Below are 21,720 nucleotides of genomic sequence, written 5' to 3'. Positions count from 1 at the left end.
AAGTCAGCTTTTTTATTTTCAAAACAATCACATTAAATGTATTCAAACAGCTATCTAGGCCTTGAGCTCTCTGGAGCGATCAATATCTCCACCCTACGATTCTTAGCATAATCGACCTCTGTATCCCCCAAGGATACCGGCTGGGTATCAGCCAAACCAATTGCTTGTGCTTGCTCAGGCCTAATAGCTCGATCTTGAACCAACTGCTCAATCACACTAGCCGCCCTTGCACTCGACAACTCCCAGTTGGATTTAAAACGCCCTCCAGAGACTGGACGACTATCGGTATGCCCAACGACTTGCAAAGCCACCTTTTCATCTTTGAAAGCAAAAAACTTTCTTAACAGCTCAACAAAACGGGGTTTCAGGTCGGCACGCCCAGGGTCGAATGCTATCTGCTCAGGAAAAATCAATCTGATTTGATTACTCTCAACATCATAATCAATCTTAATTTCGCTTTTCTTCCCTGCTTCGGAATAGGTCTCGATCAAACTATCATACAAGGGCTTCAGATTATCCACACTGACCTCTTCCGGCACAACAGGAGCGGCTGGTGGCTCTACCTGCTCAGAGGCTTTTTCAGTGGATAACAATGATTCAAAAAACTGTTTCTGTTCTGGCGATAACTCACTGCCATTACCCAAGGTTTCCGTCAATGATTCGACCACGGCTTTATATTTGGGGATATCCGTGCTCGACATTGCATACAACAGCACAAACAACGCCATCAGCAATGACATTAAATCCGCAAAAGTAGCCAGCCAGGCTGGACAGGGTTTAACCTTCTTCGCCACGACCCTTGGCCTTACTATTGATCTGCAGATATGGCGCCAGTAAATCACGCATAACCGAGGGATTATGCCCCTGCCCGATACTTTCAATCGCTTCGATAATAAGCATCTCTCGGTCAGATTCATTTTGCACCCAAGATTCAATCTTGTCCGCAATTGGCAATGCCATCAAGTTGGCAATCATGGCACCATATAGAGTGGTCAGCATCGCTACCGCCATAGCCGGCCCAATAGCAGACGGATCACTCAAATTAGACAACATTTGAATCAAACCGACCAAAGTACCAATCATCCCAAATGCAGGAGCAGCCTCACCAATCGAACGGAACACACCCGCACTGGTTTCTGCCTTTTCAACCAGTAGCTTGTTTTTCTCTTTTAAGGTTTGTTTAACCAGCTCCAAAGCATAGCCATCAACCAGCATGCGTACACCTGAGCTATAGAAGCTATTGTTTACCTCATAGCCTTCCATAGCCAAAACCCCCTTACTGCGCACCAATCTCAACAAGTCCTCGGTGATATCAACCAACTCATTGAAATCTTTCACTTCAGAATTGACCTTTAATACACTGAAAGACATACCTATCGCTTTAAAGCTATCAGCCATGGAATAGCGGATCATGGTTGCGGCAACCGTACCACCAACCACAATCATCAGCCCTGGTATATTGATAAACATAGAGATGGACGAACCCATCGCCATTGCAATCAACACAATGGTAATCCCGGCCACCAAACCAATCAAAGTTGAAAAACTCATAAATATATTCAGTTAAATTACGTTATAAAAACTTAGAACAAACTTCTCAAGCTGTAAGAAGAAACCATTTCCTTTTGATTGCAAAAAGAGCTATATAATCCGCCTATTTACAATTTTCGAAACCCATTAGGTGTTAAAGCAAAATATTATCCAAAAGCCTGGTTTTACCTAGCCGTGCGACCGCGAGAATGACTTTGCCGCCATCACTCTCATGAGCGGGAAGCAAGGTATCTGCATGACAAACCTTAATATAGTCAACCCCATCAAAACCTTCCGACATTAAACGTGCTGTTGCCACTTGGCATAAGGCATCAAAATCACCATTGCCGGAACCGATCGCAACGGCAACATCTTGTAAAACAGTGAATAACTTTGGAGCAACTTGTCGCTGTTCTTCAGAAAGGTATTGGTTACGCGAACTCAAAGCCAAGCCATCCTCATCTCTAGCAATAGGCACGGCCACAATTTCAATTGGCATCGATAGATCTTCAACCATGGTCTTGATGACGGCTAATTGCTGATAGTCTTTCTGTCCAAAAAATGCCGTATTCGGCTGTACCATATTGAACAATTTGCAAACGACGGTGGTAACACCATCAAAATGCCCAGGGCGCTCCGCCCCCTCTAAAAGCCCGGTTATAGCGGCGGGCACACAGACTTGGGTCTGCCCTAGACCTTTAGGATATACCTCATCTACGGTTGGATAAAAGACCGCATCCGCCTGCACTTTGGCCAATTTAGATTGGTCGGCTTCAAATGTGCGAGGATAACTATCAAAATCTTCATTGGGGCCAAACTGCATCGGGTTTACAAAAATACTGACAATTACCTTATCGCAAGTTTGCTGCGCCTTTTTAACCAAGCTTAAATGCCCATCATGTAGATTCCCCATGGTAGGGACAAATCCTACCGAGTGACCTGATTTTTTCCATTCCGCAACCTGCTTACGTAATGCATGAACTTGTTCAAAAACTTGCATAAAAACCTACATTTAATATGAAATGATAAAAAGATTAAAACTGAAAAGGAGACTGAAGAAAGAAAACGCCTATAAATAACCCTAAGAATAACTGGCTAGAGACCGAAGCTACTTTAGTAAAAGCGAGTTCAATTTAATTTCTGGCTTAACCCACTAAATGCATCTCAGCAGGGAATTGCTCAGACTTAACTTCTGACACATAGTTTGCCAACGCTTGCTGAATAGAATCCGATTGAGCCATAAAGTTTTTAGAGAACTTGGGCGATGAGCCGACGGTAATGCCCAGCATATCGTTTAAAACCAATACCTGACCGCTAGTATCCTTACCTGAGCCAATGCCGATTACCGGAATAGCCAACTGCTCGGTAATACTTTTCGCCAAGCTTGCAGGTACACACTCCAAAACCAACATTTCAGCACCTGCCGACTCAAGGGACTTTGCTTCTGAAATCAAGCGTTGTGCAGAAGCGTCATCTCTGCCCTGAACCTTATAACCGTACTTTTCAACCGATTGTGGTAATAGACCCAAGTGACCACAAACTGGGATACCTAAAGCAGAAAGTGCAGCGACGGCTTTAAGCACACGCTCACCACCTTCCAGCTTGACCATATTGGCTCCACCCTCTTTCATAAGACGAGCCGCGCTCTGCAGGGTTTGTTCAACCGTGGTATCACTCATAAAAGGTAAATCTGCAATGCACCAGGCCTGCTGATTACCCCGCTGCACCATCTGAGTGTGATAAACCATTTCATCCAGGGTCACAGGCAAAGTGGTGGCATGGCCTTGCACAACCATCCCCAATGAATCACCTACCAAAATCACCTCAACCCCCGCTTCAGCCACCCAGTGTGCAAAACTTGCGTCATATGCGGTTAAACAAACAATTTTAGAATTGTCCTGATGCATCTTCTTAAGTTTTGAAAGCGTGATAGCCATAAGTTTTCCTAAATGGAGTTAAAGAACCTGTCTTAAATCCAAAGATTAAATGAATTTGCAGGTCAATGTTTTCAATGGAGCCATATTATAGAGAATTTTAACCGTAAAACTTAATTCACCGTCATTAAATAGGACTCTTGGAGCTGAGAAATCAATTCAGAAATCTCACCTTTTTGCGGAATCACCAGGCCTGGTGCAATTTCCGCCAACGGTATTAACACAAAATCTCGCAACGTTATTTGAGAGTGAGGCACAATCAAGTCAGGGGTATCAATCACCTCTTCTCCAAATAATAAAATATCCAAATCAATCAAACGCTCACCCCAGTGACGTTTTTTAATACGCCCTTGCTCTAATTCGATAGTTTGCAACTCTTTGAGTAAATCGGCAGGTGTTAGCTCGGTCTGTATTTCACAAACCGCATTGATAAAATCAGGCTGGTCTTGCGGCCCCAAAGGTTTGGAGCCATAAAAGGAAGAGGTTTGAATAAGCTGGGTTGCAGGTAGTGATGCAATTGACTCAAGAGCGATATTCAGTTGTTCGACAGGATCGGCTAAGTTACTTCCTAATCCGATATAGACTCTCTTTGTTGTCATAACCATCACTCACACAACGTAAAGCATACTTGGCATGCCTTATGATTTATCTTCACCGGACTGGCTTCTTTTACGATAAAAGTTGCGATTGCGACGGACACGTTTTTTTCGCTGAGGTTTTTCAACTGAGTTTGCGAAAGCCACTTGTTCAACAGGATCTTTTTCTTGATAAACTGTCCACCAGTCAAAAATAGATTGCACTTCCGTCTCACCGGCGGCCGCTCGAACCCCGATAAAATCATAAGCCGCTCTAAAACGAGGATGCTCAATGATTTTCTGCGCTCTATCGCCATGACGTTTTGGCAATCTATGTTGCAAGTTCCAAATATCCCGCATTTGTGCAGTAAAACGCTTAGGAATAGCGGTACGCTTGATTTGCTGCTCAATCACATCATTACAAGCCGCATAAAAAGCATCTTGATGAGCGAAACCTTCATCTAAAAAATGTTGTTTGCGTTGTAGCATTGGCTCCCAAAGCATGGCCGCAAAGAGAAATGCCGGATTGACCGATTTACCACTTTGAATTCGAGCATCTGTACTTTTCAGAGCCTCAATCACTAACATACGCGGGAAACCGTCTTTCTCTTCAGATAGGATTTGTTCCGTCAATGGGAATAGGTGTTCAAACAAACCATAATGACGAAGTTTTTCAAATACTTCAACCGCAACACCACTATGGAACAGTTTCAAGACCTCTTCAAACATTCGAGCATTAGACACATCTTGCAATAATGGCGCTAATCCAACAATCGGTTTTTCAGTATGTTTTTCAATTTTAAACCCTAATTTAGAGGCAAAACGTATCGCACGAATCATTCGCACCGGATCTTCACGATATCGGGTTTCCGGGTCACCAATTAGGCGTAGCTGACCTTTCTTGATATCGTCAAGACCACCAGTGTAATCCGTGATAGAGAAGGTCTTAATATCGTAATAAAGCGCGTTGACGGTAAAATCACGACGCCAAACATCTTCCTCGATGGTTCCATAGACGTTGTCTCTTAATAGACGGCCGCTATCATCGACTTCTCGAGCCGGCCCAGATAATCGCCCCTTACGGCCAAAACGGTCTTTGCGGCCGTCACCATCGCCTTGCCCTCTAAAGGTAGCCACCTCAATCATCATTCGCCCAAAGCGAACATGGGCCAATCTGAATCTGCGGCCAATCAAACGACAACGCTGTTTGAAGACATTCTTAACTTGATCAGGTTCTGCATCCGTGACGACATCAAAATCTTTCGGCTCGAGACCTAACAATAAGTCGCGAACGCAACCGCCAACCAAATAGGCGTCATAGCCACCGCGCTTTAAACCATACAAAACATCTAAAGCGGATTTATCAATTTGCTTACGAGAGATGCCATGTTTCTGGCGTTTAACGATGACGGGAGAAGTTTTTCCTATTGAACCAAGTTCAGGAATCTGTTTTGCCCTAGAGAAAAAGGCGCTGATTTTACGAATAATTCGTTGCATAGAGTGTGTTTAGACGTGTGTTCACAAAATAAAACCCCATTCTATCGACTTTTAGCCCAAGTTCAAAGCTTTAGATACATTTAAAACAACTAAACGACCTACAAAACAACACTTTACCCAATACAGATGAATTAAAACATTCCTGAACGTACCAACCCATATCTCAAAACAGTGGAATGAATTGATTATTTTGTTTTGAAATAACGCACAAACTAAATTAGAATACAAATTCTAGAATAAGTATTCCAAAACAAACACCCCCACTTTTCTTGAGTCAAAGACAAAGGTTTTAATACATGTATATAGTGAACAACCAACTAAGCTCAGCGAAACTTAAAGTGCTCAATAGCGCCCTCGACCTATTTATGGAAAAAGGGTATTTCAACACCTCCATTCCTGACCTGGTAAAACATTCAGGTGTGAGCACGGGCTCAATCTACCATGCCTTCAAAGATAAAGAGGCTATCGCGGAAGCCTTAATGCAAGCGTTACTGGAACAAATTGAAAGTGAACAGACCGCCATTTTCAATCAATACAATTCAAGCTGGGACCGTTTTTACGAGCTATCTAGGTGGATGATAGAAACTGCCCATAAACATCCTCAAGCGATGCAGTTCATCCTCAATGCCCGTCATAAAGAGTTCTTACCCAATTTACCTCCCATTTGCTCATCTCAACCTTTCTTGAACTTAAGGGATGTCATTCAACAAGGCATGGATGAAGGTGAACTTATCGAGATGGATCTAATGGTCGCCGCAGCCAGCAGTTTTGGAGGTGTCATGCGTTTAATTCAATTAGGGTTGGACAACATGCTGGAGCAACCGCTACCAAACTACCTTGAAAGCATCACAAAAACCAGCTGGCGCAGTATTGCCAAAACCATTTAAAAAAATTAGGAGCATACAATGTTTTCCATAAACTTAAACCTGATTTGGGTATATTGGGCAATTACCGACATCCTACTCATCATCGGTGTTGCCATTGAACCTCAAGCCCTATATTGGGCAATTGCCTTCAATCTGATTCAAGTCATACATTTTTATTGGCTAACTCCGAAGATTAAAAATTTTGCCGTCCAGGTCAGGATTGCCTATTTATTACTGTTGATCATCGCGCTATACCCTCCGCTGTTTTTTATCTTTTATTTACAGATTATCGGCACTACAGCCATGGTCGTTGGCAACTACTGTTTCCTCGCCCGGTTTATGTCATTAATGCCCTGGAACAGCACAAAACCATTCAATTTAACTTTGGTTAAAGACACCTTTTTCTCAAAACCGGTAAACGGCAGTGTCCAACACGCCGCACAACCATAACCTCAACGGGAAATCCATTATGAAAAAATCTACATTGATAAGTGCGTTGCTCATAACCATCAACTCTTCAGCCACCTTTGCTTCTGATGTTTATATAGAAAGCTTTGAAACCTATGGCAAAGAGATGCAAAGTTTTCCTGGAGGCCAAGAGTTTTCCAACAGTATCCAGGCTTATTATAAAGATGTTGAACAAACCCAGAAAAGCGTGGGATACATCGGCAAACCTTTAGCACTTCCAAAACCGATCAAGGTCGCCGAAGGCGTTTACACGATAGTAGGCAGCCTTATTTGGCACAACCCAAGCAACTTTGGTTTGAATAACAACCTCACTTTTATTATTTTTGAAGATGGCGTTTTTGTGTTCAACGCTGGCCCAAATCCAGCCGTCGCCTACTCCTTTCATCAGCAAATAAAAAAAATCACCGACAAACCTGTTAAATGGGTTGCGGTTGAGAACAGTCAAGGCCATGCTTACTTAGGAGCAAGCTATTGGGTAGACCAAGGTGTTAAGAATTTATATTCACACGATGTCGCTAATCGGGACTTTCATAATGGTTATCCTTTTATCAAGAAAAGCTGGGGAGACCGTGTCGGACATGAAATAACCGAAACCGCCCGAGATGTCTCCGATAAATTCACTACCTTTGAAGACAAAATGACCGTCGACGTCGGTGGCGGAGAAACCGTACAAATCCTGAATTTCGGTCCAGGTCACACCCCAGGTTCCACCATAGTCTACCTACCTAGCCGTAATATCGTATTACCTGGTGACTTAGCCTATAACCATAGGATGCTGGCATTATTCTCTTATACCGACACCCAGAAGTGGGCTAAAACCTTTGAAAAATTTATGAACACCATGCCAAAAGATGTCCTAATCATCCCAGGCCACGGTAGCCCAACCAATATGGCAAAGGTAAAACAAGATACCTATGATTATTTGAAATTCATGCATAAAGAGGTTAAAGCCATTATTGAAGCCGGAGGCGGCATTGAAGACACGGCAAAGATTGATCAATCCGCCTATCAGGATCGCCCTGTCTTCGAACAAACCCATAAAAACAATGCCGCCCATATCTATAAAGAAATGGTGGGCGAGGATTTAGGGCAGAGTTTTGAATAAAAAGTTTTGAATAAAGCCTTTTGATAGACCCCGCAGGCATTACATGTAAAATAGAAGACGCCTTCAATTAAGTGGGCGTTTTCAAAACCTATAAGAGTACCTTAGTTGCCATGACAAATATCAAACATCCTGCAATCTCTTTTAGTTTAGTGTTTTTTCAATTTACATTGATTGCCATACTGCTATTAATGCTGCCGCTTAGTTTCAACTATATGGTTTTATTGGTACAAGCTGTCGCCATATTTATCGGATTATGGGCAGTACAAACCATGCACCTAGGTCATTTCAATATCATCCCCGACCCCATGCCCGACATTGAACTCGTTACCCATGGACCCTATCGATACATACGCCATCCCATGTATTTTTCAATTGTATTATTCTTTTTCCCCATCGTATTGATACAAATTGACTGGATTGCTTTAGCCGTGTACACCTCGCTTTGTTTTATTCTATTCATCAAGCTGAGTTATGAAGAGAGTTTGTTGGTTGACAGCTTACCCGATTATGCGGAATACCAGAAAAAGACCAAAAAAATCATCCCTTTTGTTTTGTAACCACACATTGCAATCTAAACATCAAAGATTACCAGGCCGGGTTGTTTCCTCCTTTGTCAGCTAGTTATTCCGGTTAGAAAATGCGAAAATACCCTCCATTAAATTTTGATGAACTCAATACAACAAAAAGAAAGTACCTATGACAAACTCTAAACCGACCCTATTTAGCGGAATCCAACCTTCTGGCGATTTAATGATTGGCAACTACATTGGCTCAATTAAAAACTGGGTGAAGATGCAAGATGACTACAACTGCCTGTTTTCATTGGTGAATATGCATGCCATCACCGTTGAACAAGACCCAAAAGAGCTTTATAACCGTAGTTTAGATTTTGTCTCTCTTTATTTAGCGGCCGGTATCGACCCTAATAAAAGCACCATTTTCATTCAATCACATGTGCCAGAACACTCTGAACTTGCATGGATATTAAACTGCTCTACTTATATGGGTGAGTTGAGCCGCATGACCCAGTTTAAGGATAAGTCGCAAAAGAACTCGCAAAACATCAATGTGGGACTTTTTGACTACCCGGTATTGATGGCTGCGGATATCCTGCTCTATCAAACAGAGATGGTTCCAGTTGGAGCGGACCAAAAACAACACCTGGAGTTATCGCGTGACTTAGCGACACGTTACAACAACCGCTTCGATAAAGAACTCTTTAAGATTCCTGAACCATTTATTCCACCAACGACTTCTGGTGGGCGCATTATGAGCCTGCAAGACCCTTTATCAAAAATGTCAAAATCAGATGAGAACAAAGGTAATTTCATTGCACTTTTGGATGACCCTAAGACCATCATTAAAAAATTCAAAAAAGCCACGACGGATTCAGGCTCAGAAATTCGTTATGATTTAGAGAATAAACCAGGTGTATCAAACCTGCTGACCATCTATTCGGTGATTAGTGGTAAATCCATTCCTGAAGTAGAAGCCCATTTTGAAGGCAAAATGTATGGTCATCTAAAAGTCGAGTTGGGAGAACTGGTGGTTGATTACTTGGAACCTATGCAAAAACGTTTCCATGAAATTCGCAGTGAAGAAACCGAATTACGTAACATTTTAAAACAAGGTGCTGAAACCGCTCGTGAACAAGCGCAAAAAACCCTAAAAAGAGTGCATGAAGCGATTGGATTTGTTCTACCTTAAACCTTAACACCCCATATTGATTTAAACATAAAAAAGCCCCGTTTTAGCGGGGCTTTTTTGCATTTGATTCATCTTAAAAAACAGAACGACCAGGCCTGGTCAATTGGCGACAGAAAATTCAATCCACCTTCTCATTAAAGAACAACTTATAGGCATTATCATAGGCCAGCTTTCTAACCACCTCGTCTGGTAAATCTGCCAACCAAGAACGAATATCTTGAACAACTAGATCAAACGTATTCCAACGGTTAACACTAAAGGTGTCTACAGCGACCGTAAACTGGTCTTGATAGTCTATAAACAATTTTTTCCAGTCATCGGTAAGCTCACCACTTTCCAATAACTGCTTATCTCTAACTGAAGTATCGATAAATAAGTTTTGTGGATATTTTGTTAATACCCCTCGTAAAAACTCTGGTTCAGGCCTTGTTCCCAAGTGAGCCCATAAAATCGTAACATTTGGAGCAAGACTAAATATTTCATCTAAAATTTCAGCATCCCCATGCACCTGCAACATTAAGTTACGTTCGCTAGCGATTTCAACAATACGTCTTAAAACAGGGCTTTTTCTATCTTTGGCAAAAATATGCAACTCACCTAAACCACGATAAATGCCGCTGTTAAGTGCCTCTTCCACTCTGGCAACAACCGATTCATCATACATCCAGTCACGCTTATCCCCCAAGGTTTGGTACAAACCTAAAAAAGGGATGATACGGTTGGGAGCATAGGCATATAAACTCTCGGTACCCTGGTTAGGCGTACTGGAAACCACCGCATACTTAATGTGGTTACGATCAAAAATTTTGATTATTTGCTTAGGAGTGAACTGTTTGACATCTTCACCGCCATAATGCAGGTGACTATCAAATAAAAATTGCTGAGCTTGAGCAAATGTGGAAAAGAGATACAGCACGGAAAAAATGATTATTTTTATCACAACAAAACCTTTCACTGTTATTTAATTTAAGGCAATTGCAAACCTAGCAGGCCTGGTAAGAATAGCATTTAGTTTAGCAAAATTGATGACAAGACAACATTGAAACGGCAAAACAGAATTTTAGACATAAAAAAACCCCGTTAGTTTTCACTAACGAGGCTTTTGAATAATGGTGCGCCCGAAGGGAGTCGAACCCCTAACCGCTCGGTTCGTAGCCGAGTACTCTATCCAATTGAGCTACGGGCGCTTTGTTGTTGAGGCGTATTATAGAGCTAAAATGCTAGGTGTCAACTCTAATTTTACAGTTTTGTTAAAACGCTTCAAAACAAGGTTAGAAATGGCGGAGACGGAGGGATTCGAACCCTCGATAGAGCTACAAACCCTATACTCCCTTAGCAGGGGAGCGCCTTCAGCCTCTCGGCCACGTCTCCAATTTCTGTCGCGTATAATACAAGGTTAACAGCCCATTGTAAACGCTGAATTAGTTTTTTTTGCTTTTATTTCTTGCCAGTGAAGTATTTGCTTTGCGTTCGCTTAGAAAACGCATAAGAGATTACCTTTGGCAAACCTGGTAACTTTATTCAAAAATTAAAAAATAGACAAAAACTTAGACAAACTTCATGCTGAAGCGATTTTGGAACGATTTTCGTTTAGGCTATTTTTTGTTTCACAGTCATCCAGCAACAACTCTTCACGATGAATCGAAACTTCTTGTGGAGCTTCTATCCCCACCCTAACTTGCCCACCTTTTACGGCTAAAATAGTCAGCTTGATGTTACCACCTATAATCAGTGATTCACTTTCTCTTCGAGTTAAAACCAACATCATGCTTTCCTATAAGATACGTTTGTCTGTCTAGTATAGAACTTTTAACTGATACGCATAATTAATAATCTTTATTCCTGCAAATAAGTAAACACTAATATTTCTCTTGGAAATATTCAGCATAATAAAATATTCAATACAATGTTATTTGGTTATGAGCAGGTAACTTAGACAAAAAAACCTGCCGAAGCAGGTTTTTATATCAGAAGCGACAAGGTTTTATTTAAGAAGTAATAAACCTCCCCCTCCATCAGCCACATAAGCTCGACCATTCACGACATCAATATCGTATGCAAAGCCAACCGTATTGGTGTGCTGTAACAACACAGGTGCTGCTGGATTGCTCCAATCGACTTTAATAACCCCTGCGTCACCATACGCAATATAGAACAAGTTTCTACCATTAACTTGGACAACATCCATACCTGCGGCACCGCCAGCCCATCCGACTAAATCTACCAGTCCAAACAAGGTAGGATCTTGAAGTTTGAAACGTGCTACCGCATTTGGACGCTGGTCTTCACCGCCACCACCAAGAGTCCAAATTTGATTTGGATCAGTACCTTCTATCAATGGGGCAATCAAATCGGCAGTCCGATATACAACAACACCGAAACTATCGTAAGTGAAGTAGACATAGTTACCGACCACTTTGACCGCGACACTTTTTCCATCCGCCTTACCAACATGGTCGTCTTCCATTTTAATCGGCTCAAAGACTTTGATTAAAATCATATTATTTGGATCAGTAACATCCACCACACCAATACCGGCTTGACCCGCTGCAACAAAAGCATACTCTTTTGAGGTTACGGCATTTTTCCATAAGGCAACACCTGTTGCATGACCGAGATTTGGCTGAGAATCAACATCGCCACCCAAATTGCTTACGATATAGCCACTGGTTGCATCAGTTGGATCCTTACTAAGGTCATATACCGTCAAACCATTACTCCCATCAGCGGTAAAGACCAATGAGCCTTTTAATGCAACATCATATACATGGTCCTGCATTTTCAAGAAATCGACTACATTTCCAGAATCAATATTATGCTCAAAAATATCGGTACTATTTGGATAAAGCAACGTGGGGGCTCCCGCCGTTCCTAACTCGGAAATGTTGACTCGACGTAAACCGCGACTTTGAGACATCACCAACGCCGAACCGCTTACGGCATCTAAAATAACATCGTGAGCATGTGGTGTCGGGTTGATGGTTAAAGTATCATCTATCTTGACCGGATACTCACTCTGTAACGTATTGGCGATTAAATGCACATCATCAGTTGCAACACAGTTTTGATCGGCTATTTTCCAAATAGACATACCATGCGGTCCATCCGCCAAATATAGATGACTGCCATACGCCGTCAAACCTTCTGTATGGCCAATATTGATTTCTTGACTCGCACTACCATCTGCAGCCGCGCCAACTTCATTCGTTGTCGCAAAATGCACTGGCACTTCAAACGCTGGCGTATTGCCTAGAGCAACATCGATAAAGCTTAAACCACCACCTCCAGAGGCCGCTACAACATCGACACTTCCAGAATTTGCAACATCAAAAGAACCCGTCAGAGACAATACATTACCATGCCCGCTTACTTCGCCTGTTGCCAGTAAAATGGGTGATTCAAAAATATAAGCGGGAGCGGTTTCTTCACCAAAAGGTACTGGTGTCATGTCATATGAAGTAACAAATTCATAATCAGGCCAATGATCACCTAAATCACCGATAGTGTTATTGTCATAGGAATCCTCACCAGCCGATCCATGCCAATTCACCTCTGGTGTATCCGCATTTCCAATCACCATCATTCCGGCAAAATGGTCAGTGAAATATACCTGGTTATCAGCCAGATTCACCTCAACATCAACAACGCCTGCTTCTTTAAGCATTCCGACACCAAAGTAAGGAAAAAGACTTTGTGACTGTTCTCCAGTCTGTTTATCAGGTCCATGAGCAGGTAGAGCTGGAACATAACCTAGATAACTCGCCTCAAGAAAAGGCGTTTGTTCCGCAGCGGGAGCCACAGGATTACAGGTCACTGGGTCTCGACTAATCGCGGTATCGTAACCCGTGACATCCACCGCCACTAAACCACCTAGTCCATAGGCAATATAGGCGATTGTTTTGTCAGGTCCAGCACCTGTGAAAGTGGCAACTTCGATTTTACGCGCATCATAATAATGCTTTCCGTAACGTTCAAAATCCGCCCAAGGTGTTGGGGCAACCACATCACCATGCCAAACCTGCTGAATTTCGAAACTGGCTTGGTTAAAATCCGGCATACCGGTACAAGCATCGATATTGCCGGTTTGAACAGCCGCAACGGGATCCATATCAATAAACCAATCTTCACCATTATTTGCTTCGGTTGTGTCGGTATAGAGATTGTAACGGCCGACTTGCTCTAGGCTAATTGGGTCAAAAATCCCCATACCCAAATAACCTTGTGCAACGAATAATTTACCGTTATAAAGTGTTAACCCTTTTGGTCCCCCCCAAGATTGCTCACCGGCATATTGCAAGGTATAAACCTCCTGCTCCACCAACAAGGTACCATCAGGCTCTCTACCAGTTGTTTCATCGAGCAGATTATCTAGTGCGGTTTTATGTAACCCATAACCTTCGTCAGCAATTAACAACTGCAAAGGCGTATCAGGGTTTCCATCATCAAAAACGGCTAAAGAACTAATTGGCCCTCGTGTACTTTGAATGACATTATCGATAACAACATCACCGCCGCCTTCTGTCCAACTAATCCCATCCTGATAATAATTCACTTTCACCGTGGTGATTACAGACATAGCTGAAGGGTCGGTAATATCAACAGCGGCAATCCCTTCATCACCCATCGCAAGCAAGGCTACACGCTTATCGTCACGCGTGACAATCTCAATGTCACGAATTAAACCAGGTACTTTGATCGCATATTCGGTATCTTTTGTCGTACCAACTTTGGTTGCCCTCAGTTCATTGGCGATATTGAAAAGGGACCATTCAGCATCGTCACTACTGAAAAGCCCAACACTGGTTGTCGCCCCACCTATACGGGTGGCAGAGCTTAAGGAAGCTTCTTGAGGTACGTTGCATAACGACCATCCTGAACCACTTCCACTTCCGCTACAACCGGCGTTATACAAAAAGACAAACATAATCAAAGCAGAACCAATGGCAACCAAGGTTCTTATTGGCTTTTTCAAGAACACATTTTTCATTTTATCCCTCCATGGACGACAGGCCAAACCTATTCAGTGCGTGATAATGCAGGTCAATTTGCGTTCTAAAAAAGCACTTTTAAGGTTTAATCATTTTAAAATCAGCATACACCTCTTACTTCTACAATACATTTATTATTAAGATATTACCGCAAAAAAAGTTAAATTCCCAATCACATCAAGTGGTTAAATTGAGTCCAAGTTACTTAAAATCAATTTTTCTATTTTTTATAGGCATAAAAAAACCTGCCGAAGCAGGTTTTAAATCAAGCGAGTAAATTAACGGTCTATTTATCCAATTCAAACGCTTCATGTAACGATTGAACCGCCAACTCTAAACTAGGCTCATCAATGACCACAGAAATTTTAATTTCCGTCGTACCAATCATTTGGATGTTAATATCATTTTCCGCCAATGTTTTAAACATAGTACTGGCAATCCCTGAGTGAGACTTCATGCCGACACCCACCATAGAGATTTTAACAATGGTGTCGTCAGATAAAACTTCACGCGCACCCAGCTGAGTGGCAATGCCCTCTAGAATTTCAAACGCCGGCTCCATATCATTACGGCTAACCGTAAAGGTGAAATCGGTATTTCCATCCACACCTTGGTTCTGGATAATCATATCAATTTCAATATTCGCATCAGAAATAGGCCCTAAAATTTGGTAAGCCACACCTGGCTTATCCGGCACACCTAAAATCATCAACTTGGCCTCATCTCGGCTGAACGCAATTCCTGAAATGAGTGGCTTTTCCATATCATTATCCTTAAAGTTATCTTCTGTGGTTATTAAAGTCCCGCCACCTTCTTTCATGGAGGACAATACTCTTAATGGTACATTGTATTTGCTGGCAAACTCTACTGAACGAATCTGCAGAACCTTTGCTCCTAAACTGGCTAATTCAAGCATCTCGTCATAAGTGACTCTTTCTAGGCGTTTGGCTTCAGGCACAACACGAGGGTCGGTGGTATAGACACCGTCCACATCCGTATAGATCTGACACTCATCGGCATTCAAAGCCGCCGCCAAAGCCACCGCTGTGGTATCGGAACCACCGCGTCCTAAAGTCGTGATATCACCGTCCGTAGTCACACCCTGAAAACCGGCAACCACCACCACTTTACCTTGAGCAACCTGAGCCAGAATCTTCTCGCCATCAATCTTCTCAATACGAGCTTTCGAGTGAACATTATCCGTGGTAATTGGAACTTGCCAGCCCGTGTAAGAGATTGCCGGACAACCTCTTTCCTGCAATGCCATACTTAATAAAGCGATGGTCACTTGCTCACCGGTCGTTAATAAAACATCCATTTCACGTTTAGATGGACGAGATTGCATCTCTTGGGCTAAAGCCGTTAAACGGTTGGTTTCGCCACTCATTGCCGATACGGCAACCACAACCTGATTACCTTCACTGACACTTTTAGCAACCTGTGTTGCAACATGTTGGATACGTTCGACATTTCCGACCGAAGTACCGCCAAATTTTTGAACAATTAATGCCATTTTTTCTATATCTTTATATTAATTTTGACCCTGAGGTCAATCAACGCAATTATTTTGATTCAGCCCACACTTGAACAGACGCTAAAGCCTCTGCCAACTTACTTGGATCTTTACCACCGGCTTGAGCCATATCAGGACGACCGCCACCTTTACCACCAACTTGTTGTGCAACATGGTTAACCAACTCACCCGCTTTGAATGTACCGGTCACTTCTTTAGAAACACCGGCAACCAAGGTCACTTTGTCTCCATCAACCGCTGCTAGAACAATCGCCGCAGGGGCTAATTTATCTTTCAGTTTGTCTAACGTTTCACGTAGAGTATTGACATCCGCGCCTTCAAGCTGAGCGGCAAGAATACTCACATCACCCACTTTAACAGCCTGATTTGCAAGATCATCACCCTGAGAAGAAGCCATTTTTGACTGTAACTGTTTAAACTGTTTTTCAAGTTCTTTATGGTCAGCTACCAGTTGTGCAACCTTGGTTTCCACTTGGTTTTTATCCGCTTTAACGGTTGCCGCAACATTTAACAACGTCTTATCATCTTCGTAAATGGCTGCCCAAGCACCTTCACCTGTCACCGCTTCAATACGGCGAACGCCAGAGGCAATACCGGTTTCAGAAAGTAACCTAAATGGGCCGATTTGCCCGGTAGAACAAACATGGGTACCACCGCAAAGTTCAACCGAGAAATCTCCCATATCAACCACACGAACCACATCACCATACTTCTCACCAAACAGAGCCATCGCGCCCTTTTCTTTAGCCGATTCAATATCCATTTCATTGGTGCCGACAGGGTTGTTAAGCATAATGTTCTGGTTCACCAACTTTTCAATTTCAAGTAGCTGTTCTGGTTTGATTGGTTCAAAATGAGAGAAGTCGAAACGTAATCTATCTGGCGTAACCAAAGAACCTTTTTGCTGAACATGTGTGCCTAAAACAGTTCTTAAGGCCGCATGTAGCAAATGCGTTGCCGAGTGGTTACGTTCAGAAGAACGACGGCCATTCACATCGATACGAGCGGTTAAAACTTGACCAACTGAAAGTGTGCCCGCAGTCGCCACGCCCATATGCAAGAAAGTCTTACCTTGCTTCTGACAGTTGTTGACATGAAAGCTATGCATCCCTTCGGTTAAACTTCCGGTATCACCAACTTGCCCACCTGACTCTGCATAGAACGGTGTTCTACCTAAAATGACCACCGCTTCTGTACCTTCCGCAATAGAATCAACCGAAGTGCCATCAACAAAGATCGCCATCACTTTCGCTTCCGCTTCATCACGGTCATAACCCACAAACTGAGTTTCACCGGAATAGTCGATCTTGCCTGTCGTCTGGGCCGCAAAATTACTGGCAGAACGTGCACGTTCACGCTGAGCTTCCATAGATTTTTCAAAGCCAGCTTCATCAACGGTTAAGTTTCTTTCACGCGCAACATCAGCGGTCAAATCTAATGGGAAACCGTAAGTATCATAAAGCTTAAACGCAATCTCACCGGCGATGACCGAACCATCCATGCCGGCAATATACTCTTCCAACAGTTTCATACCGTTTTCAAGTGTCTCCGCAAAACGCTCTTCTTCAAGTTTTAAAGCACGTTCAACATTGGCTTGTTCTTTAGCCAATTCAGGATAAGCTTCACCCATCTGTTCGACCAATACCGGAACCAGCTTGTAGAAGAACACATCATTCATACCTAGCTTATAACCATGACGAATCGCACGACGGATAATACGGCGAAGCACATAACCACGACCTTCGTTAGAGGGTAAAACACCATCTACGATAGTGAATGCACAAGAACGGATATGGTCGGCGATAACACGCAACGAACTGTTGGTTAAATCGGTTTGATGGGTCAACTCTGCGGCTTTTTTAACGATTGCCTGGAACAGGTCAATATCGTAGTTGTTATGCACATTTTGCATAACCGCGGCAAGACGTTCCAAACCCATACCGGTATCAACCGATGGTTTTGGTAGCGGAGTCAAGGTGCCGTCCGCAGCACGGTCGAACTGCATGAACACCAGGTTCCAAATCTCGATATAACGGTCACCGTCTTCATCAGGAGAACCTGGAGGCCCACCAGCAACATCAGCGCCGTGATCATAGAAGATTTCCGTACATGGTCCACAAGGGCCTGTATCCCCCATTTGCCAGAAGTTATCTTTAGCCCCACAACGCGAGAAACGCTCTGGGCTGATGCCCATTTCGTTTAACCAAATCCCTGCCGTCTCTTCATCTTCTTCAAAAACGGTCACCCATAACTTCTCTTCAGGCAGACCCAGTTCATTGGTTAAGAAATCCCAGGCAAACTTGATGGCTTCATGTTTGAAATAATCACCAAAACTGAAGTTACCCAACATTTCAAAGAATGTATGATGGCGAGCAGTGTAGCCGACGTTTTCCAAGTCATTGTGTTTACCACCTGCACGGATACAACGCTGCACACTGGTAGCGCGTGTATATTCACGCTGCTCTTGACCTAAAAAAGTCTCTTTAAACTGAACCATTCCCGCATTGGTGAATAACAATGTAGGATCATTACCCGGCACAACAGGACTGGAATGGACTGCTGTATGGTTTTGCTTAACGAAATAATCTAGAAAAGCTTTTCTGAGTTCGGCACTCGTCATAGTGAAAATAACCTTAAAGTTTATAAATTCTGTAAATCTGTTTACTGTCTGTCTTGTTGCCAACCCGTCAATCTGATAATTGGCTGAAAATACGTTTTGGAAAACCGAACGAAATCGTTTTAAACAACCATTATCGAAATGCTTTCCAAATTGTACTTGGGGCAAAGCCACGGCTTTGTAAAAAACGCATTCGCCGTGCTTGCTCTTTTTGCTCCGCTGGTTTTTTAGCGTCGCCATATTTTTTTTCTAAAACCCTCTGCGCCAATTCCGCCCAATCTGATTCATCCCAATCTAAAGCGGCTGAAATCAAGGCGGAATCATCACAAGTCTGCTGCAACTTTTGTCGAATCTTTTGCGGACCATGTCCTTTATCGACATAATTGCGAACCGCTTGTTCAATGTAGCGTTCATCACTCTGCCAATTATTCATTCGGCAAAGTTCAATCACCTCACTCACCAACCGTTTGACCAGGCCTGGTTGTTCCGCATATTGCGCCAACAACTCAGGCGTTTCTGGAAACTTGGTCAATAGCTTTTGCCTTAACTCTTTTGCACCATGCTCTCGCATCGCTAAAAGCGCCACCGCTTTGGCTTCGATTTTTTGGCTTAACTCCGCTACGTCAGCGACTGTTATGCCATCAATTCTGCCCGCTTCAAAAAGCCCGTTTGTTTGAGGTGTTTTTTGGCCCGAAGTTAACTCAGCAGGCGAATCTAATCCTAAATCCGCCCCCGACTTCAATCCCAACTCTGCTAAAAACTCTTCCGCGCTTTTCAAAACGTATTCAAAGATGGCTTAAAGAAGTTTATTCAACAAACTCTTCGACATCTGCAGCTACTTTTTTGGCTGGCATAACCGCGACTTTAATCTTGTCCATCAACTCTTCAGCAATCGCAGGATTATCAATCAAATACTGGCGGACATTATCCTTACCTTGGCCAATCTTAGCGCCGTTATAGGCATACCAAGAGCCCGACTTTTCAATCAGTTTCTCTTTAACGCCTAGATCGATAATCTCACCTTCACGAGAAATCCCTTGGCCGTAAAGGATGTCAAATTCAACCTGTTTGAATGGCGGCGATACTTTGTTTTTAACCACTTTAACGCGAGTTTCGTTACCTAAGATCTCATCACCTTTCTTAATCGCGCCAATACGACGAATGTCCAAACGTACAGAAGCATAGAACTTAAGCGCATTACCACCCGTTGTGGTTTCCGGATTACCGAACATCACACCAATTTTCATACGAATCTGGTTGATGAAAATCACCAAGGTATTGGTACGCTTGATGTTTGCGGTTAACTTACGTAACGCTTGAGACATTAAACGCGCTTGAAGACCCATATGAGAATCCCCCATATCGCCTTCAATCTCTGCTTTTGGCGTTAAGGCGGCAACCGAGTCAATCACCACCACATCCACTGCGCCTGAACGCACTAGAGAATCGGTAATCTCCAACGCTTGCTCACCGGTATCTGGCTGAGAAACTAAAAGGTTATCCACATCCACCCCTAGTTTTTCGGCATAGATAGGGTCCAAAGCGTGCTCAGCATCGATAAAAGCCGCAGTGCCACCCGCCTTTTGCATCTCAGCAATGGCATGTAGCGTTAATGTCGTTTTACCTGATGATTCAGGACCGTAGATTTCAACAATACGGCCTTTAGGTAGCCCGCCTATGCCTAAAGCCATATCCAAACCAAGAGAACCAGTAGAAACCGCTTCGATATCGCGTGGCACAGTACTGTCACCCATACGCATAATTGAACCTTTACCAAATTGCTTTTCAATCTGGCCTAAAGCGGCATCTAATGCTTTTTTCTTGTTCTCATCCATCTACTGGTATCCTTTTGGTTGCATGTTTAGACATAAAATCTATTCAATATTGATATCATTCAATATCTATCTTCAGTATCCATCTTTAAGTCTTTTTTCGCTTTTTATCGTTACCTAAAAAAGCTAAAGTTAGAAACACAATCTCACACCATTTCTAAACTTTTTTTTCAAGCTTTTGAAAAGTTTTATCTTTTCATTATCACAAACACTTAACTTTCGCGCTTCCAATAAAAAACCCTTGCTCGCCAACTCGCCTTTTCATCATCAAGAATCCTTGTTAACAACGGCAAAATATTTGGCTAAAACAAAGGTTTAGCAAATTCTTTCTAACTGTAAAACCCTATATCGCATGAATCTCTCGCGGGTTTTAAACACCAACATCTATCCAGGAGCGAATCAATAACTGTCCTAGTGAAATGTTAGCCATAAATTATCCCATAAATTAAATACAAATCCTAGTCACTAAATAGCGATGCACATCGATTAATTGCTGAATTTATAAAAGAAATTATCAAACTGGCAAATGAATCAAGCGATCAACTTCATGATTCCCATCAGAGCCGCTTCAGTGGTTTTCTCTCGAATGGCTTGTCGGTCGCCATCAAATAAAAACCGTTGTGAAATCACTTCTTGCTTTCCTTGTACCGCCCAAGCCAACCAAACCGTTCCGACAGGTTTATCGGGTGAGCCACCGGTTGGCCCAGCAATCCCGCTACACGCCACGCTCACCTTGGCATGGGACTGCTGCAACGCTCCCAACGCCATCTCCTCAACACACTCTTGGCTAACCGCACCTTTTTTCTGGATGGTAATCTCTTTTACGCCGAGCATCTCACGTTTAGATTCATAGCTATAAGTGATATAGGCACGGTCAAACCAGGCGGTGCTTCCACCAATTGAAGTCAACGCTTCTGCAATCATTCCGCCAGTGCAAGATTCGGCCGTAACCACCATGGAATCGTAATCCACCAACGCTTTACCAACCTGGGAAACCAAACTTTCAAACTTCATTTCAATCCATCCTTTGCCACTGCCACAAGAGCCTTAAACACGAAAAACTTATC

At 42.9% G+C, this 21,720-nt stretch carries 19 protein-coding genes and 2 tRNA genes; 5 read left to right on the top strand and 16 right to left on the bottom strand.

The features are described from left to right. Positions 1-50 precede the first annotated feature (50 nt). The 6 genes from L6421_RS03635 to pcnB form a co-directional block, all read right to left on the bottom strand. Entirely contained in the window at positions 51-794 is a 744-nt protein-coding gene (locus L6421_RS03635) for an OmpA/MotB family protein (RefSeq protein ID WP_237263632.1), read from the bottom strand. After that, a complete protein-coding gene (locus tag L6421_RS03630) occupies positions 778-1,551 on the bottom strand; it encodes a motility protein A (protein WP_237263616.1) in 774 nt (257 codons plus the stop codon). Before L6421_RS03630 ends, L6421_RS03635 begins: the two co-directional genes overlap by 17 nt. 133 nt (positions 1,552-1,684) lie before the next feature. Continuing rightward, positions 1,685-2,530, bottom strand: a complete 846-nt coding sequence (gene panC, locus L6421_RS03625; protein ID WP_237263606.1) for a pantoate--beta-alanine ligase — start codon at positions 2,528-2,530, stop codon at positions 1,685-1,687. A 145-nt stretch (positions 2,531-2,675) separates the two neighbouring features. Beyond that, positions 2,676-3,467, bottom strand: coding sequence for a 3-methyl-2-oxobutanoate hydroxymethyltransferase (gene panB / locus L6421_RS03620; protein WP_237263596.1), 792 nt, complete (start codon positions 3,465-3,467; stop codon positions 2,676-2,678). Positions 3,468-3,577: 110 nt separating this feature from the next. Next, a complete protein-coding gene (gene folK / locus L6421_RS03615; RefSeq protein ID WP_237263584.1) occupies positions 3,578-4,063 on the bottom strand; it encodes a 2-amino-4-hydroxy-6-hydroxymethyldihydropteridine diphosphokinase in 486 nt (161 codons plus the stop codon). 39 nt (positions 4,064-4,102) lie between these two features. Continuing rightward, positions 4,103-5,536, bottom strand: coding sequence for a polynucleotide adenylyltransferase PcnB (gene pcnB / locus L6421_RS03610; protein WP_237263565.1), 1,434 nt, complete (start codon positions 5,534-5,536; stop codon positions 4,103-4,105). A 296-nt stretch (positions 5,537-5,832) separates the two neighbouring features. Here pcnB and L6421_RS03605 point away from each other — a divergent pair, with 296 nt between their 5' ends. From L6421_RS03605 to trpS, 5 genes are all read left to right on the top strand, one after another. Further along, entirely contained in the window at positions 5,833-6,423 is a 591-nt protein-coding gene (locus L6421_RS03605; protein WP_237263555.1) for a TetR/AcrR family transcriptional regulator, read from the top strand. An 18-nt stretch (positions 6,424-6,441) separates the two neighbouring features. Beyond that, the gene (locus tag L6421_RS03600) at positions 6,442-6,852 is read left to right on the top strand and encodes a hypothetical protein (RefSeq protein WP_237263544.1); all 411 of its coding nucleotides are present in this window, start codon (positions 6,442-6,444) and stop codon (positions 6,850-6,852) included. Positions 6,853-6,871: 19 nt separating this feature from the next. After that, on the top strand, positions 6,872-7,975 hold the full coding sequence (locus L6421_RS03595) for an MBL fold metallo-hydrolase (protein WP_237263542.1): 1,104 nt from the start codon (positions 6,872-6,874) through the stop codon (positions 7,973-7,975). A 110-nt stretch (positions 7,976-8,085) separates the two neighbouring features. Next, positions 8,086-8,532 (top strand): methyltransferase family protein, encoded by a 447-nt coding sequence (locus tag L6421_RS03590; protein ID WP_237263532.1) that lies wholly within the window; start codon positions 8,086-8,088, stop codon positions 8,530-8,532. Positions 8,533-8,671: 139 nt separating this feature from the next. Beyond that, positions 8,672-9,682, top strand: a complete 1,011-nt coding sequence (gene trpS, locus L6421_RS03585; protein WP_237263512.1) for a tryptophan--tRNA ligase — start codon at positions 8,672-8,674, stop codon at positions 9,680-9,682. A 118-nt stretch (positions 9,683-9,800) separates the two neighbouring features. On the opposite strand, the gene L6421_RS03580 is transcribed toward trpS, so the two are convergent. From L6421_RS03580 to L6421_RS03535, 10 genes are all read right to left on the bottom strand, one after another. After that, entirely contained in the window at positions 9,801-10,622 is an 822-nt protein-coding gene (locus L6421_RS03580; RefSeq protein ID WP_237263492.1) for an amidohydrolase family protein, read from the bottom strand. Between the two features lie 170 nt (positions 10,623-10,792). After that, a tRNA-Arg gene (locus L6421_RS03575) sits at positions 10,793-10,869 on the bottom strand. 91 nt (positions 10,870-10,960) lie between these two features. Next, positions 10,961-11,053: transfer RNA gene (locus L6421_RS03570), tRNA-Ser, on the bottom strand. 187 nt (positions 11,054-11,240) lie between these two features. Continuing rightward, entirely contained in the window at positions 11,241-11,447 is a 207-nt protein-coding gene (gene csrA, locus L6421_RS03565; protein ID WP_237263473.1) for a carbon storage regulator CsrA, read from the bottom strand. A 219-nt stretch (positions 11,448-11,666) separates the two neighbouring features. Continuing rightward, entirely contained in the window at positions 11,667-14,669 is a 3,003-nt protein-coding gene (locus L6421_RS03560) for an LVIVD repeat-containing protein (RefSeq protein ID WP_237263455.1), read from the bottom strand. A gap of 287 nt (positions 14,670-14,956) precedes the next feature. Continuing rightward, on the bottom strand, positions 14,957-16,183 hold the full coding sequence (locus L6421_RS03555) for an aspartate kinase (RefSeq protein ID WP_237263445.1): 1,227 nt from the start codon (positions 16,181-16,183) through the stop codon (positions 14,957-14,959). 49 nt (positions 16,184-16,232) lie between these two features. Beyond that, positions 16,233-18,824 carry an alanine--tRNA ligase gene (alaS, locus tag L6421_RS03550; RefSeq protein WP_237263442.1) on the bottom strand — a complete coding sequence of 864 codons (2,592 nt, stop codon included), beginning with the start codon at positions 18,822-18,824 and terminating at the stop codon, positions 16,233-16,235. Positions 18,825-18,954: 130 nt separating this feature from the next. Then, positions 18,955-19,599, bottom strand: coding sequence for a regulatory protein RecX (locus tag L6421_RS03545; RefSeq protein WP_237263429.1), 645 nt, complete (start codon positions 19,597-19,599; stop codon positions 18,955-18,957). 28 nt (positions 19,600-19,627) lie between these two features. Further along, entirely contained in the window at positions 19,628-20,656 is a 1,029-nt protein-coding gene (gene recA / locus L6421_RS03540; protein WP_237263417.1) for a recombinase RecA, read from the bottom strand. Positions 20,657-21,184: 528 nt separating this feature from the next. Then, positions 21,185-21,667, bottom strand: a complete 483-nt coding sequence (locus L6421_RS03535; protein WP_237263405.1) for a CinA family protein — start codon at positions 21,665-21,667, stop codon at positions 21,185-21,187. Positions 21,668-21,720: the final 53 nt, after the last annotated feature.

The sequence above is a fragment of the Thiomicrorhabdus immobilis genome, assembly GCF_021654855.1.
Taxonomy (GTDB): domain Bacteria; phylum Pseudomonadota; class Gammaproteobacteria; order Thiomicrospirales; family Thiomicrospiraceae; genus Thiomicrorhabdus; species Thiomicrorhabdus immobilis.
The sequence above is the reverse complement of the archived record's forward strand: the minus strand, read 5'-3'. Positions and strand labels throughout refer to the sequence as shown.

Bases quoted from the DNA above. Each gene is read 5' to 3' on its own strand.
- L6421_RS03630 (WP_237263616.1), bottom strand. From the start codon at position 1,551: ATGAGTTTTTCAACTTTGATTGGTTTGGTGGCCGGGATTACCATTGTG.
- panC (WP_237263606.1), bottom strand. From the start codon at position 2,530: ATGCAAGTTTTTGAACAAGTTCATGCATTACGTAAGCAGGTTGCGGAA.
- panB (WP_237263596.1), bottom strand. From the start codon at position 3,467: ATGGCTATCACGCTTTCAAAACTTAAGAAGATGCATCAGGACAATTCT.
- folK (WP_237263584.1), bottom strand. From the start codon at position 4,063: ATGACAACAAAGAGAGTCTATATCGGATTAGGAAGTAACTTAGCCGAT.
- pcnB (WP_237263565.1), bottom strand. From the start codon at position 5,536: ATGCAACGAATTATTCGTAAAATCAGCGCCTTTTTCTCTAGGGCAAAA.
- L6421_RS03605 (WP_237263555.1), top strand. From the start codon at position 5,833: ATGTATATAGTGAACAACCAACTAAGCTCAGCGAAACTTAAAGTGCTC.
- L6421_RS03600 (WP_237263544.1), top strand. From the start codon at position 6,442: ATGTTTTCCATAAACTTAAACCTGATTTGGGTATATTGGGCAATTACC.
- L6421_RS03595 (WP_237263542.1), top strand. From the start codon at position 6,872: ATGAAAAAATCTACATTGATAAGTGCGTTGCTCATAACCATCAACTCT.
- L6421_RS03590 (WP_237263532.1), top strand. From the start codon at position 8,086: ATGACAAATATCAAACATCCTGCAATCTCTTTTAGTTTAGTGTTTTTT.
- trpS (WP_237263512.1), top strand. From the start codon at position 8,672: ATGACAAACTCTAAACCGACCCTATTTAGCGGAATCCAACCTTCTGGC.
- csrA (WP_237263473.1), bottom strand. From the start codon at position 11,447: ATGTTGGTTTTAACTCGAAGAGAAAGTGAATCACTGATTATAGGTGGT.
- L6421_RS03560 (WP_237263455.1), bottom strand. From the start codon at position 14,669: ATGAAAAATGTGTTCTTGAAAAAGCCAATAAGAACCTTGGTTGCCATT.
- L6421_RS03555 (WP_237263445.1), bottom strand. From the start codon at position 16,183: ATGGCATTAATTGTTCAAAAATTTGGCGGTACTTCGGTCGGAAATGTC.
- alaS (WP_237263442.1), bottom strand. From the start codon at position 18,824: ATGACGAGTGCCGAACTCAGAAAAGCTTTTCTAGATTATTTCGTTAAG.
- recA (WP_237263417.1), bottom strand. From the start codon at position 20,656: ATGGATGAGAACAAGAAAAAAGCATTAGATGCCGCTTTAGGCCAGATT.
- L6421_RS03535 (WP_237263405.1), bottom strand. From the start codon at position 21,667: ATGAAGTTTGAAAGTTTGGTTTCCCAGGTTGGTAAAGCGTTGGTGGAT.